The sequence below is a fragment of the Vibrio sp. 11-4(1) genome, from assembly GCF_013048625.1.
Classification (GTDB): domain Bacteria; phylum Pseudomonadota; class Gammaproteobacteria; order Enterobacterales; family Vibrionaceae; genus Vibrio; species Vibrio diabolicus.
The window spans coordinates 1-14,672 of the sequence record NZ_VHSY01000005.1 but is presented as its reverse complement, the minus strand read 5'-3'; the positions used below and the strand labels follow the sequence as shown (position 1 = coordinate 14,672).

General features: G+C 45.9%; 10 protein-coding genes and 1 pseudogene. 8 read left to right on the top strand and 3 right to left on the bottom strand.

The features are described 5' to 3' along the window. The 3 genes from FKN16_RS11075 to FKN16_RS11065 are packed head-to-tail and all read left to right on the top strand — an operon-like array spanning nt 1 to nt 4,307. Entirely contained in the window at nt 1-2,253 is a 2,253-nt protein-coding gene (locus tag FKN16_RS11075) for a proprotein convertase P-domain-containing protein (RefSeq protein WP_170902698.1), read from the top strand. 25 nt (nt 2,254-2,278) lie between these two features. Next, complete coding sequence (locus FKN16_RS11070) at nt 2,279-3,730, top strand: DUF1566 domain-containing protein (RefSeq protein WP_170902697.1); 1,452 nt, start codon at nt 2,279-2,281, stop codon at nt 3,728-3,730. Between the two features lies 1 nt (nt 3,731). Beyond that, nucleotides 3,732-4,307, top strand: coding sequence for a DUF1566 domain-containing protein (locus tag FKN16_RS11065; RefSeq protein WP_053808314.1), 576 nt, complete (start codon nt 3,732-3,734; stop codon nt 4,305-4,307). Between the two features lie 109 nt (nt 4,308-4,416). Here the strand turns inward: FKN16_RS11065 and FKN16_RS11060 are convergent, their stop codons facing one another. Continuing rightward, a complete protein-coding gene (locus FKN16_RS11060) occupies nt 4,417-6,060 on the bottom strand; it encodes a methyl-accepting chemotaxis protein (protein WP_170902696.1) in 1,644 nt (547 codons plus the stop codon). 328 nt (nt 6,061-6,388) lie between these two features. On the opposite strand from FKN16_RS11060, the gene FKN16_RS11055 reads away from it, so the two are divergent. The 5 genes from FKN16_RS11055 to FKN16_RS11035 all read left to right on the top strand — a co-directional run bounded on the left by FKN16_RS11055 (nt 6,389) and on the right by FKN16_RS11035 (nt 12,394). Next, nucleotides 6,389-7,210: a phosphate ABC transporter substrate-binding protein gene (locus FKN16_RS11055; RefSeq protein WP_006741922.1), complete on the top strand. Its 822-nt coding sequence runs from the start codon at nt 6,389-6,391 to the stop codon at nt 7,208-7,210. A 103-nt stretch (nt 7,211-7,313) separates the two neighbouring features. Beyond that, nucleotides 7,314-8,246: a phosphate ABC transporter permease subunit PstC gene (pstC, locus tag FKN16_RS11050; RefSeq protein WP_006741921.1), complete on the top strand. Its 933-nt coding sequence runs from the start codon at nt 7,314-7,316 to the stop codon at nt 8,244-8,246. Nucleotides 8,247-8,268: 22 nt separating this feature from the next. Beyond that, nucleotides 8,269-9,132, top strand: a complete 864-nt coding sequence (pstA, locus tag FKN16_RS11045) for a phosphate ABC transporter permease PstA (protein ID WP_005397882.1) — start codon at nt 8,269-8,271, stop codon at nt 9,130-9,132. Nucleotides 9,133-9,192: 60 nt separating this feature from the next. Then, entirely contained in the window at nt 9,193-9,942 is a 750-nt protein-coding gene (gene pstB, locus FKN16_RS11040; protein WP_005397884.1) for a phosphate ABC transporter ATP-binding protein PstB, read from the top strand. Between the two features lie 328 nt (nt 9,943-10,270). Continuing rightward, on the top strand, nt 10,271-12,394 hold the full coding sequence (locus FKN16_RS11035; RefSeq protein ID WP_170902695.1) for a GGDEF domain-containing protein: 2,124 nt from the start codon (nt 10,271-10,273) through the stop codon (nt 12,392-12,394). A 116-nt stretch (nt 12,395-12,510) separates the two neighbouring features. On the opposite strand, the gene FKN16_RS11030 is transcribed toward FKN16_RS11035, so the two are convergent. Further along, nucleotides 12,511-14,157: a BatD family protein gene (locus FKN16_RS11030; protein ID WP_170902694.1), complete on the bottom strand. Its 1,647-nt coding sequence runs from the start codon at nt 14,155-14,157 to the stop codon at nt 12,511-12,513. A 4-nt stretch (nt 14,158-14,161) separates the two neighbouring features. Further along, nucleotides 14,162-14,672: pseudogene (locus FKN16_RS11025) on the bottom strand (hypothetical protein); the annotation flags it as partial.

The following is a 14,672-nucleotide window of genomic DNA, read 5'->3' as shown; positions in this document are numbered from 1 at the left end:
ATGAAACTCAAACTTTTGGCGCTTTCTCTTGCGTTGGCAGGCGTTCAAGTGACGAACGCTGCCGAGTGGGATTACCCTAGCGCGGCTATTACGGTCACGAACCAAGCCGAAGCGCTGCGCTACTTACAAGCCAATTACGCTAGCGCTGGCGAACTTAAGTTTCGCTATCAAACTCGTTCTCAGCTCGGAGATCATTACAACTTTGATGTGTGGGTCGATGGGCAGTATCAACCGCAACGCACCATTGTGCTGTCGACTAACCAAGACAGTCAAGTTGAGCGTATTTTCAAAAGCCTTGAAGATACGGTGATTCGTAATGGTGAGGCGATGCCAGCTGGAGAACTGGAACTGCCTGTTCGCTTGGAAGTGACCGAGCCGCCAGCATTGAGCTCTGGTGAGTTGGTGACTGTTCCCGTCTCACTCTTTGATCCTGATTTACGTACAATGCAACAACAAGCTGCGCCTGATTCTGCTTGGAATTCGTTAGAGGATTATCCGCAGCCACTTCAATATGTTGAGAAGCAGATTCAAGTTTTGCAGTCCGGGGGCAAGCTCTACCTAGCCAACGAGCGCGTTAAACAGGTGGATGCACTTGCATTACTGTCTTCACCTGCGGTAGGTGCGGAGCCTGTACGTGATACCAGCACTATTTTGCCGCCTGAGGGGGTTCAATCTTTTGCGGATGTAAAAGCGATGCAAAGCGCTCAACTTGGCGACAATGCCTTTTTGCAGTTGATGGCGTTTTACCATCTTGACAGCTCACTGAAGTACTTATCGAGCTTGAGCTATGACTTATTTGACGAACCGCTTCGTTTTGATGGGCGTGGTTTAGCGCTCGACAACTCTTCTTACTACACAGGTTCGCGTGCGCTGATGTTAGGCGTTGGCGGAGTATCTCCAGATGCTGCAGATGCAGATGTGATTTTGCACGAGCTAGGACACGGTATTCACTATCAAATCGTTCCTGATTGGGCGTATGGACATACTGGCGCGATTGGAGAAGGTGTTGGTGATTACTGGGCGGGCAGCGCGAGCTACCGAACACAGTATTTAGACGCAGCTCGCCGTGGCCAAGAATTCGAGTTAGATACGGTGTTCAACTGGGACGGTATGTTCGGAACACGCAAAACAACTCGTAGCTTATGGAACCAAAGAGCGCGTTACTTCGAGAGCTCAGAGTATCCAGCGCACGTCAGTGTGGGCGGTGAACTAGGCGACGAGCTATGGTCAACGCCACTGTTCCAAGCGCTTAAAGCATCGGTTGAACGATACGGTGGTGATACCGATAACGTGTTCCGCGAGTTTGACGCCATTGTACTTGAAGGCATGTACGGTATTGGCCGTGGTGTAAAAATGCATGATTTGGCAGAGTCCACCGTGTTTGCCGCAAGCACTTTGTTCCCAAATAAAGACTATGCCCAGTTCCTGACGGACAGCTTCAACAAACATAACTTGCTTAAAGCGCCTTTTCGCGTTCGCTATGACGCTCGATACATCGCACAAGGTCAAGACGTGGGAGTGAGCCTGAGCCAAACTGGCCGCGAAGCGAGCATCAAAGGGCAATGGCAGCTAAATAACGCATCCGTTTTCGACTTTGATGAAACGCTTTCTGACTCGACCTCAATGAAGGTGGCGTTACCAAGCGGTCTGACATGTGGCACGCAATTCGATTCCTCTATTTTATTGGATTACCAATTTGCTAAAGGTTTAAAGGCTCACCAGTGGAGCGAAAAGGTGATGCTGGTTAATGGTACGCCAGAGCTCGATATCCAGCCTCAACCAGTGAACTCCGCTTTGCCGGAGCAGGGTGACAGATTGTTCTCTCAGACGCTATCGGACAAGTCACGCACGATTGATGATTCGTTTGCGGTTTACCTGAACATCGAACATGACTCACTGCAGGATCTGCAAGTGACGCTTGTGTCTCCACAAGGTAAATCGGTTGTGCTACTTAGCCATCAATCAAGCAATACCAATAGGTTTAAAGGTTACTTCACCGCTCAGTATGACGAGGAGTTACAAGCACTTGTCGGTCAACCGAGTTGGGGTACTTGGCGTCTCGAAGTATCTGACCGCGTGTCAGGGAACTCTGGGGTGTTGAAAGAGTGGGGGGTGAGTCACTTTGCTCAGTATCAGTGTAGTGCTGATACCACTAAAGAAAGCAGTGGTGGTGGTTCAGGTGGCAGTGGTTCGCCTTGGACCTTGGTAGGACTTTTCCTGCTTTCAATGGTGAGAGTGATTCGTTCTCGTTAATTAAAATCTAAAGAAGACAAAATTTATGAAGTTTCAATATTCTTTCGTTGCTATGTCACTAGCCCTAGCTGGTTGTGGCGGTGGTTCTGGTGGTGACACGTCAACACCGACCTATAATGTAGCTGGCACCATCGTTTCTACAGGTACACTTCTTGATACGCCAGTATGTATCGATTTAAACCAGAACTACGTTTGTGATACTACTGAACCGAGTGCTAAAACGGATAATGCTGGTAAGTTCTCCCTTACGTCAAGCGACAAGAACATTTTGACTAGCACGATTCTTGCTCAAGTTGATCAAGGCTCAAACCAAACGTTGCGTCTTGCGGCTCCAGGCCAAAACTTAGCAACGGGTAACACAGTAAATGGTGTAACAACATTGCTCGCAGGTCTTGTGGTTGACGGTAAAACCGTTGCTCAAGCTGAAGATATTGTTAAAGCGCAACTCACGGATGCCGGCGTTTCTCTATCTGGTACGGTAATGTCTAACGCAGAAGCCAGCGAGCTAGACAAGCTAGAGCAAAACACGGTTGCGCTATTAGCTGCGATGCAACCACAACAAATGACCAAAGGCGTAGCGCTGCTTGCTCAAAGTCTTAGCTTCCAAGGTAAATCGCTAGCCTCTGATCTTCTGTCTGAAGCGGAAGTGAGTGCATTTGCTGAAGAAATTGCAGCGGTTGCTGAACAAACGGTTGGTAGTAACGATACGGGTGCCATTCTTCACTTTGCTGATGGCGCTGCAGACGTTGCAGAGGTTCAAGCTTCTTACCCTGGTCAAGATGCGGAATATGGCTTCGACAAACAGGACAAGCAAACGTCGACAGGCGCGGGTTTTAAGTTCGTTAAGCTAGATTCACAAGGCGCTGCTTTAGCTGCAGATGCCACTGAGTGGGCTTGCACTTTGGATGAGCGTACTGGTCTTGTTTGGGAAAACAAGAGTGCGGATGCTAGCTCTATTCAATTTAAAGACCGCCTATTTGCGTTTGAGTCTGAAACATTTAAGCCATTTAGCAAAGATGTAGATCTTGCGGGCTGTAAAGAGGTGGGCGATGAAATTTGTACTACGAGCCAATACGTTGAGTACATAAACAAACAATCGTTATGTGGAATCACTGGTTGGCGCCTGCCTACTTACCGTGAAACTTATGACTTACTAGATTTCGGTGAAAAGACACTATTTGCGCCGAGCACAGAATATGAACCGAACAATGTGTATGGTTTTAATGTCAAATACTTCCCACAGCAAACTTTAGGCAGCCCTTATTTAGAAAAAGGTGCGTTTTGGCATGATGGTTTTAGGTTTACGGAAACATCATCACAGCTCATGGATGGTGAGATTTATTTCCCCGCAATTGTCTCTCGGGGCGCAGATAGAGGGGCTACTTCATTCGTTGAGATTCGCTCAAGCAGTACAAGTGAAGATGCCTATGATTCCTACCAATTCCCAATCCGTCTAGTAGCAGTTAAGGGACAATAAGATGAAGAAACTAATGACCGCGCTATCTCTTGTGTTGGCTTCTCAAGTAGCAATGGCAGCACAAGAGTGTTCGACTGAGTTTGCTAAAACAGCACCTAATACACGTTACACTTATTCAGATAAGGGAACTGTAACTGACTTAAAAACAGGTCTTACATGGATGCGCTGTCCAGTCGGTATGACATGGAATGCAGCAAACGAAGAATGCACCGGAACGCGAGCTACGATGTCATGGCAATTCGCGCTGTCTACGGCCCAACAAATTCGTAATCCGTCCGGTAACCACCCTCTACACAACTTTGCTGGCAAAAAGAATTGGCGACTAGCAAACATTAAAGAGTTGGTATCGTTAACGGAGCAAGCTTGCTATAGCCCAGCGATGAATGGTACAGGCTTTGCGAGCGGTTATACACTGACAGACAAGGACGATATTTTAGGACGTAATATCTGGAGTAACACACCTAATGGTGACGGTAAGCATGTTGCTACTCTTGATACGACTAATGGTGAGGTTTTCAATAGAGATCCATTAGACTCAAGTTTCAAAAGCTCTCTCTTGTTAGTGACAGATGAATAATACTTATTACGTTAATAAAGATTGATAGCTTTGCCTTTATAAAAAGCTCCGCCAGTGCGGAGCTTTTTTCTTTTCTAACCTTTGGCACTTATCGTGTTGAGCAGAATGTTTAAACTTGGAACTGCTTAAGTTGGTGCTTTTGGTTTTCCGCTAAGTCTGAAAGCTCTTGAGCGGCAGAGGCGGACTGCGTAATGCCAGTCACGTTCTGGCTCACTAGTTCATAGATGTTCGTTAAGTTGTTGTTGATATCGGCCGTGACCTGTTTCTGCTCTTCTGATGCGGTCGCCACTTGCGTGTTGATTGAGTTCAGAGCGGAGATAGCATTACTGATATTAGCAAGTGATTGGCTAACTTCTTGTGCCAGAGCTTGGTTGTCTGACAACATGGCTAAGCTAGAGTGCATGCTTTCATTCGCGTGACCAGATTGCTGCTGAAGCTCTTCGATGATGGTTTGGATCTCTTTCGTCGATTCCTGAGTTCGCGCCGCTAACATACGTACTTCATCGGCGACTACCGCAAAGCCTCGGCCACTTTCGCCCGCTCGTGCAGCCTCGATCGCTGCATTCAGTGCAAGCAAATTGGTTTGCTCAGAAATGCCTTCAATCACTTCGATCACGCGACCAATGTGTTCTGATTGATCTTTCAGCGATGTCACGACGGCTGCGGCTTCGTTGAGTTGTTCTGCCATTTTTTCGCTTGCGCGAGTGCTTTCCTCAAACATGTTCAGACTTTGTGAGGTAAGCATGCTTGCTTGATTTGATGCGCTATCGGCTTCTTGTGCATTGGTCGACACTTCAGCTGCGGTCGATTCTAGTTGGTTGATTGCCGAAGCCACTTGCTCAACTTCTTGCTTTTCTTGATCTGAGTTAACGCTGCTTTGAGTCATAACAGTCGCTAACTCGGTCGATGCTGATGCCACATCCTCACTAATTCGAACTAATGCACTCACGGTTTCACGCAGTTTGTCGATGGTTTGGTTTACATCCTGAGCCAGTTGCGACACTTCGTTTTTTCCGATGGCTTCGGCTTTAACCAATAGATTTCCTTTCGCGACTTCTTGCATGGTTCCTTGAAGGTTACGAATCGGTGCAACGATATAGCTGGCTAGTATCCAACTAATAAGCGAAGCGGCACTCAAGATAACTGCAAGCGTGACCGCGCTGTAAGTGAGCGTGGTTGAATGCTGTTCGCCATTCGTTTCGACTTCATCGGTGACGATTTGATTCAATTGCTTAGACAGGTTGTCGATGGCGTTGATCATCGCTTCGCCAGCCAATCGGTATTCTGCCATCGCAGATTCGTACTTTTGATTGAAATCGGATGTGGTGTAGCCAGAAGAGTGCTTGGTGGTGAGCAGAGGTGTCATGGTGACGCGCGTGAAATCAACATAGTGATCCATGGCTTTGCGCATTGCATTCACTTCGGTTTGAACGCCTGGGAGGTTATCGATGGAATTCAGAAAATCGCGGTTTTTGTTTTGTCGTTCAGACAGTTCTTGGTTGAGAGATTGGACATCTTCGGCTCTAAATAGACTGTAAATGGCTTTGATGCGCATGGCGTAGGTGTTGTCTACGATGGCGCTGAGTTCCTCTTTATGAATGATCAGCTTGTTGGTGGAAGTGGAAACCTTATTGAATGCTTGGTCGAGCTTGCCGATTCCGACGCTCAATCCAATGACGAGTAATACAACGGTGAATAGAACAGGCAAAAAGACCTGAAGTTTAATAGAAAGCGTACTAAGAAATTGACGCATGATTGACCCTCTATCGGTTTGATTATTATCTTTTTTATAAATAAGCATCTCGATTTTAATTGCCACATTCGTCAAATCAATGACTTACTCATATCCAATTGTTATGAAATGTACCAAAATCGATGGAGTTATCATTTTGAACGCGCGGCAATTTATAAAAGCGCTAAGCTAAAAACAGTAGAGGGATCAGTCGCGGAATTAATATACAGAAATGACAACGTGTCATAGAGGGTTCAACTAAGTGAAACACAACTGTCATATTCAAATTCTAAAGTGAGCACCGTTCAAGTGAAACACAACGGCAATAAAGCCACTTAAGGAAATTGTGATGAAAAAGACAGTAATCGGTGCAATCGCACTTCTAGGCGCAATGGCAGTGACTCCTGTTTCTGCTAAAGAAACTATCTCTGCAGTGGGTTCTAGCAGCGTAACTCCACTGATGGAAGTTTTCTCTGAAACGTACATGAAGAAGAACCCTAACGTATTTATCGAAGTTCAAGGCCCTGGTTCTTCAGCTGGTGTTAAAGCAGCAAAAAATGGTTCAGCAGACCTTGGTATGTCTTCTCGTAATCTAAAAGACTCTGAAAAAGAATCAACACTAATCGAAGAAGTGGTTGCTCGTGATGGTATCGCAGTGGTTGTTAACCCACAAAACAAACTGCCTGGCCTAACAGCAGAGCAAGTGACTGCAATCTACAAAGGCGAAGTATCAAACTGGAAAGAAGTCGGTGGTGCAGACAAGCCAATCGTAGCAATTACTCGTGACACGGCTTCAGGTACTCGTGGCGCATTTGAAGACATCATGTCTCTTAAAATGAAGATTTCTGGTAAGAAGGTATCAGCTATCTCTCAACGTGCTCAAGTTGCAAACGGTAACGGCGCACTAAAAACAATGGTTGCATCTAACCCATACGCAATCGGCTACATTTCTCTTGGTACTGTAGACAACACTGTTAATGCTCTAGCAATCGACGGCGTTGATGCAACGGTAGCTAACGTGAAAAACGGTTCTTACAAAGTAGCTCGTCCATTCCTTGTGCTTTACAAAGAAGGCAAGCCATCAGCTGAAACGCAAAAATTCCTAGACTGGATGCTAACTGAAGATGCGCAAAAGCTAGTTGACCAAAACGGTTACATCTCAGTTAACTAATTCTATCGGGACTCTTAAGTTTGCTCAGCCCACCATTTCGGGCTGAGCCTTTTCTATCCATAGTGTTCACCGGCAAAACGCCCAGAACCGTGAGATTTTTTAAATGACCATCGCAACAAATAGTGAAAAGCTTATGAATACTGACGCTAAAGCTATCAGCAAGCCCGGCCTGCGCGAGAAACGTCGCGTAGACTGGAAAGAGCGTATCTTCCACGGCTTGTTCCTAACCAGTGCCGTTATCGGCATCGTCTCATTAGCCGTTATTGCTTACTTTATTGTTCGAGAAAGTATCCCGGCATTCCAAGAAGCTGGTGTATCGGGCATCGTTCTTGGACAAAACTGGCTGCCGCCTGCACTTTACGGTGTTGCGACAATGATTGTTGCTTCTATTGTATCGACGGCAGGTGCGGTAATCGTCGGTGTGCCAATTGGTGTGCTGACGGCTATCTTCATTGCCGAAATCGCACCAAAGCGTCTTGCGGATATTATTCGTCCTGCAGTTGAGCTTTTGGCAGGTATCCCGTCTGTGGTTTATGGTTTCTTTGGTTTGGTCATCATCGTACCGCTGATTCAAAACATCTTTAATGTCCCTGCGGGTAACACGATTTTGGCAGGTATCATCGTGCTTGGTGTGATGATTCTACCGACCGTAATCACGGTATCTGAAACATCTATTCGAGCTGTGCCTCGCGCATACAAAGAAGGCTCTTTGGCACTTGGCGCTTCGAAAATCTACACAATCTTCAAATTGCTCGTTCCAGCGGCTCGTTCAGGCATCATGACGGGTGTGATTTTGGGTATTGGCCGTGCTCTAGGTGAGACAATGGCGATCATCATGGTGATGGGTAATGCACCTGCTATGCCAGAAGGCATCCTAGATTCGGCACGTACGCTAACCGCAAACATCGCGATTGAAATGTCTTACGCAAGTGGTATTCACGCCAACGCTCTTTACGCCACTGGTGTTGTACTTCTGGTCTTCATCATGTCGTTGAACGCTGTACTTCTTTACCTAAACCGAGAAAAAGCGAAGTAATCGCTCGTTAAAGGTGACTATTATGGATCGCGCAAAACTAAAACAAGCTCGCCAGTTCAAAGATAACGTCTTTAACGCTTTGGTTTGGATTTCGGCTGCACTAACGGTAGGCTTTTTGTTCTGGATTATCTGGTACATCCTATCAAATGGTCTACAACACGTAGATTGGAACTTCATTACTGATAACTACACACGTACTGGTGAAGAGCACGGTATCTTCCCGATGATCGTCTCGACCATCTACATGGTTATCGCATCCATCGCGGTAGCGGCGCCACTGGGTATCATGACGGCAATCTACTTAACCGAATACGCGAAAGTCGGTAGCCGATTGGTAAAAATTATCCGATTCTGTACTGAGTCGTTGGCGGGTATCCCGTCGATCATCTTCGGTCTATTCGGTATGACGTTCTTCGTGGCAATTCTTGGTCTGGGCTTCTCTATTCTGTCGGGGGCACTGACTCTAAGTATTCTTATTCTGCCAGTGATCATCCGTACTACGGAAGAAGCACTGATGGCAGTGCCTCAAACGTATCGTGAAGGCTCTTACGGCCTTGGCGCTTCAAAAATTTACACTATCTGGCGTTTGATTCTTCCGAGCGCAATGCCAGGTATCTTAACCTCGGTCATTCTAAGTATTGGTCGTGTCATTGGTGAGTCTGCTCCTGTATTTCTGACAGCAGGCATGGTTGCTCGTATTCCAGATTCTCTGTTGGACTCCGGTCGTACATTAACCGTTCACCTATACAAACTGACTACCGAACTGTTTACCGTTGAAGAATGGAATCAGGCTTACGGTACCGCAACAGTGCTTATCGTGGTTGTTCTTCTGATCAACATGGTAACGAAACTGATTGCTAGACGTTTTAACACCGCAACTTACTAACAACACTAATTAAGAACGCACGTTAAAAGACACGAATTCAAGATTTAAGAGATTAAGAAAATGAACAAATTTGATATTGAAAACCTAGACTTATTCTACGGTGAAAACCAAGCACTGAAATCGATCAACCTACCAATTCCAGTTCGCCAAGTAACGGCACTTATCGGCCCGTCAGGTTGTGGTAAATCAACGCTTCTACGTTGTTTGAACCGCATGAACGACCTAATAGAAGGCGTGAAAATTACGGGTAAATTGGCGATGGACGGCGAAGACATTTACGGCAACATTGATGTCGCGGATCTTCGCATCAAGGTTGGCATGGTGTTCCAGAAGCCAAACCCATTCCCGATGAGCATCTACGAAAACGTGGCTTACGGCCTACGTGCTCAAGGTATCAAAGACAAGAAACACATTGACGAAGTGGTAGAGCGTTCACTACGCGGCGCAGCACTTTGGGACGAAGTGAAAGATCGTCTGAAGTCACACGCATTTGGTCTATCGGGTGGTCAGCAACAGCGTCTTTGTATCGCACGTACGATCGCGATGGAACCGGATGTGATTCTGATGGATGAACCAACTTCGGCACTTGACCCAATTGCGACACATAAAATCGAAGAATTGATGGAAGAGCTGAAGAAGAACTACACCATCGTTATCGTGACTCACTCAATGCAACAGGCGCGTCGTATCTCTGACCGTACTGCGTTCTTCCTAATGGGTGAACTGGTTGAGCATAACGATACTCAAGTGATCTTCAGTAACCCTCAAGATGACCGTACTCAAGGCTACGTAAATGGTGATTTCGGTTAATTCGCCATATTTACAAGCATAACTAAATAACTATAAGCGATGGTAACTTTGCCCCTCTTTTTGAGGGGCCTTTTTCTTTTCAAGCTGCGGATTTATAACACCAACCTATACCAATAATTCTTGCAAGGAAGCACAAATATCCCCCTTTTTTATAGAACATGTAACTTATGTGAAATACGGTTATAAAAGTGCTGAAGAGCTCTCGAATGTGAAACTAAGTCTGATAATTTTGCGAATGACTTAACAGCTCAAATTTGATTGTATTGATTGCATATGATGGCCTAAGTAGTTTTTTATCGAGAATAAAAAAGTAGATTAGGTTGGTAGGGTGAGTTTAAGAAGTTTTACAAGAAAAGTGTCTTCAACGAGGGATCATCGGTTATTAGCGGAGGCGATATTTGATCATTTAGAGAGTTTGTTCTCCCCTCAAGCCTTAGCCATTTTTGAAGATCCTTCAATCAATCCCCGTTATTCTGTGAGTTTCTCTCGCGGGGAGCTTTACCCAATCCAAAGCTATCCTGACAGCTTCTGGGAGTGGGCGAGTCAGTTTGACACTTCTGAAAGCATCATTCCTCTGGCGATCAATACTTGTAACTGGAATCACACCCAAGATTTAGGTGGAGATAGTTACATAATGATGCTCGATAACACGCCTATCAAACGCACCTACCTACTGATTCAGTCTGTTCATGCTCGCACGGCACACAATATCTATGAAGAAAGCTATGATGCAATGCAGCTTGCAGCGGTGCGTTGGCAGTGCATTCGCGCCGAGAAAAATGCGTCGCAAGAGATGAGACACAGAGACATTCGTGAAGCGCAATATGTCGATGAAATTAACCAACGCGAGCGCTTTATCGAGAACATGAAGTTAGTTCAGCAAGTTGCTCTCGAGATCTCCAACCCTGATTCCTTAAAAGATTTGTATTACAAAGCCGTCGAAGCGCTACGTCAACGGTTGGGGTTTGATCGCTCCACACTGATGCTTTTGGACATGAAAAAGCGTAGTTTCAGTGGAACGTACGGCACGGATGAATCAGGCATCACCATTGATGAGTTTCACACGCAATACGATTTACACCAACTGAGCGAAGAATACATCGCTGCGCTGTCAAGCCTTGAGAGCAACCTAGTGATCGTGGAAGATGCGCCGATATACACAGCTGGTAAAGTGGTTGGGCAGGGGTGGAACGCGATGTTGATTCTACGTGATGGCAATGAGCCATTTGGTTGGTTCGCGCTTGATAACTTTATTCATCGCAAGCCGATAACAGCGTATCAAAAACAGATGTTGGACTCGTTTGGCTCCCTTTTCTCACAAATTTACATTCGAAAGCGCCAAGAGCAGAACGTGCGTATGTTGCATTCAAGCATGGTTGAGCTATCACGCTGTACAACCGTCAGTGATGTATGTAAATCGGCCGTCACTTTTGCCATCAAAAATCTTGGTATTGATCGGATGGCGGTGTTTTTGACCGATGAAAACTGCTCATACATGCAAGGTACTTGGGGGACTGACATTCAAGGCAATGTGGTGGATGAGTCTTATTTCTTTGGTGAGACACAAGACTTTTCGTTGATCAATTTAGCTCGCGCCGTACCTAGTGAAGTTGCATTTGAGGAATCCGTTCCTATTTATCATGACTGTAATATTGTCGGCTTTGGCTGGGCTGCGATGACGGTTTTGACTTCGAATAGCAGCGGGCCCATCGCCTTTATTGCCGTTGATAACTTATTGACGCGCGCGCCGCTGACTTCTCAGCTACGTGAAGTGATTCGTATGTTCGCTTCCAGTCTAGCGGAGGTTTTGCAGCGCACTCAAGCGCAAGAGGCGATTCGCGGATTAAACGAAAACCTGGAGTTAGAAGTACAGAACCGAACCAAAGAGTTGGAAGAAGCCAACCGACAGCTTGAGGTACTTTCTAAACTTGACCCTCTGACACGTCTTGGCAATCGCCGTATGTTAGAACATGTGATGCAGAAATATTGCGCGCTAGAGTGTGAGGAAGCGATGTCCTTTGGTCTTATCCTGATTGATATTGATCACTTTGGCTTGTTTAACAATCACTATGGCCATCTCGAAGGGGATATCGCACTAATGCGCGTGGGTCATATCTTGGATCATCATACCAAAGGTGAAGACGAGGTTTTCTGTCGCATTGGTGGAGAAGAGTTTGTGTTACTAATGATCGGCTCTGATCAAGAGGCGGTAAAGCAGAGAGCGGAACGTATTCGTCAATGCATTGAAGATGAAGGCATCAAACACCAACACAATCCAGAAGGGGACTTGCTCACTGTGTCAGTCGGTTATTCTTGCTACAAAACGAAAGGCAAAGACTTTAATTTCGACCATCTTTACCAGTTGTCGGATAAGGCTCTCTATCAAGCGAAGAGCCATGGTCGAAATTGCGTAAGGCGATATGAGTACGAGCATCAAGCTTTTGTTGAATAAGTGATGCTCATAACATCAAAGTTACTGAGACAGTTTGGTTGATTTTTAGATAAAACTGTTAAAGTGTGTTTGGTCGCACAAGAAAAATGGCAGCTCTCGTGAGCTGCCATTTTGCTTTATAGTTTTTCTAGCTGGTGGTCGGTTTTCGTTACGTTTGCTTTGCTAAGGTTTTGAATTTTTGCCAGTAGCGAGTCTGGACGCCAAGGTTGTTGATTGGCACTAAAACGCGCTTGGTTCATAGCATCAAGTTCTTGTTTTACGGCTTGCGCATCACCAGGGCTTAATCTGTCTCGGTGAGTATTTAGATACTCGTTTACTGAGCGTTCAATTTTAGCAGCGTCCCCTTCATTGATGACTTTTTTCAACGCATCAACGCAAAGAGGTTGCTCGGTATTCGAAACCGTTTTACTCGCCGTCATAGGACGCTTCTTCCATGCCCAAATCGCGATTCCTAACGTCGCCACCCAAAGCCCAGCGAAAACAAAGGTCAGGGTTTTCCAGAGACTGCTCACTCCACCGTTTGGTTCGGGACTGATGGCTGACTCAGGTGGTGTTGGCAGAGGCGATTCCGGCAACGTGATAAGCCCGGTGTCACTTTGCTCTATTTCTAATTGTAGCTCTGGTAACGTCGCTTTTTTCGCTTCATCATTTTGGCTGTCCCACCAGTTCAAATGGTATCCCGGCAAGGTATATGACCCAGCCTCAGTGGGGATAATGACTTGCTTCACTGTCATGATAACGGTGCCATCTCTCGCGCTGTCGAATTGAGGCTGTTCTGGGTAGACCCGCAGCGAACTTGGATAATCAATACTTACTCGTGGAAGGTATTCGGCTTGTGTTCCGCGAGCTTTAATTTGAATGGTTCGAGTGAGTGAAGAGCCCTGTTTGACAGTGTTGAGCGCATTAACCGACAGAGGATTACCTTGATCGTCTTGCCAGCTCTGCGTCATTTCTAACGCTGAAGCTGGAAGCCATTCCCCTTCAAATTCGCTTGGAATTGGTTTTACCTCGATAGGCATTTGCTCAGCTTTGGTGTTGATTGGCATGATCTTGGTAGAGCCCGTCAAGCTGTCGCCATAAATGTAAGAGCCTGTCAGTCTAGGACCTATCAAGGTGTAAATACCCGGCTGATTCGCCGTTAAGCGAAACGACTGTTCAATGACCGCTACTTCTAATCCATTTAAGATCTTTTGTCCCTGCTGTAAGCCACCAATCGCTTCAAGCTTCATGCCTTCAATCTGTGGAGGCACAATTTGTGGGTTATCAAGACGGCGGGTATCTGCTTTGATCAAAAGCTGCATACGTAATGTCGCAGATTGTTGAGGGTACAGCGTGCTGTTGTCGACACTGATATTAAAGCTAAATAGGTCATCGAGATTGGGTTCAGCTTGGCTTGCGGTGACACGAAGCTTTATTGGCTCCGTTCTCATACCATCTGCGGAAAAGCTCGGAATAGTCAGAACACCTTCTTTCATCGGCGCAATCGAGATACTCCACTCAGTACGTACAGATTTTCTTCCGTTAATGTTATTGCTGGAGCGCCCATAACGAGGTTGACCCAAGAAAAAGTCGTTCTCAAGTACATTAAAGTCAATTGCATCTGAGCTGAGCTCAGTATCTGCCATGATTCTGAGGTTGATCACTTCATTCTTAGCAACTTGTGTTTTATTGACGCTTGCTTGAAGCGTCTGTGCCATCACCGAGAAGCTGGATAATAGGCTGGCCACAAGAATAAAGATCAGTTGTACGCCTTTGTTCATCACGGGCTTACCACTCCTTTTGAGATTGTTGTGGAGGTTGTTTTTGTTGAGCTTGAAGCTGCATTTGTGCACGAATCAAAAAGCTTGGATCGCGAGCGCTTTCGACTGCTTCTAGACGACGGAATTCAGGATCATCCCGATGCGTGTTTTTTGGCTGCACTTGAGCCTGCATTGGTTCACCTTGTTCATGAGCCTGCTTTTCACCTCGTTTCGGTCGATGTTGCTCTGTTTTTTGCTTTTCTGTTTTATTTTCAGATTCTTGCTGATTTTGTGACTGTTGTCCTTGCTCTTCCCTTTCACCGTTTTGAGACTTTTGTTGCTGTTGCTGTTGCTGTTGCTGTTGCTGTTGCTGTTGCTGTTGCTGTTGCTGTTGCTGTTGCTGTTGCTGTTGCTGTTGCTGTTGCTGTTTCTCTTCCTGTTTTTGTTCTTGTTGATGTTTCTGTTCTGCTTCTTGTTGCTGTTGCTCTGGTTGTTTCTCTTCTTGTTGTTGTTCTTTTTCCGTTTTTTGTTGCTCTTTG

Coding starts and splice junctions, on each gene's coding strand:
- FKN16_RS11055 (WP_006741922.1), top strand. CDS start 6,389: ATGAAAAAGACAGTAATCGGTGCAATCGCACTTCTAGGCGCAATGGCA.
- FKN16_RS11070 (WP_170902697.1), top strand. CDS start 2,279: ATGAAGTTTCAATATTCTTTCGTTGCTATGTCACTAGCCCTAGCTGGT.
- pstA (WP_005397882.1), top strand. CDS start 8,269: ATGGATCGCGCAAAACTAAAACAAGCTCGCCAGTTCAAAGATAACGTC.
- FKN16_RS11060 (WP_170902696.1), bottom strand. CDS start 6,060: ATGCGTCAATTTCTTAGTACGCTTTCTATTAAACTTCAGGTCTTTTTG.
- pstB (WP_005397884.1), top strand. CDS start 9,193: ATGAACAAATTTGATATTGAAAACCTAGACTTATTCTACGGTGAAAAC.
- pstC (WP_006741921.1), top strand. CDS start 7,314: ATGACCATCGCAACAAATAGTGAAAAGCTTATGAATACTGACGCTAAA.
- FKN16_RS11065 (WP_053808314.1), top strand. CDS start 3,732: ATGAAGAAACTAATGACCGCGCTATCTCTTGTGTTGGCTTCTCAAGTA.
- FKN16_RS11075 (WP_170902698.1), top strand. CDS start 1: ATGAAACTCAAACTTTTGGCGCTTTCTCTTGCGTTGGCAGGCGTTCAA.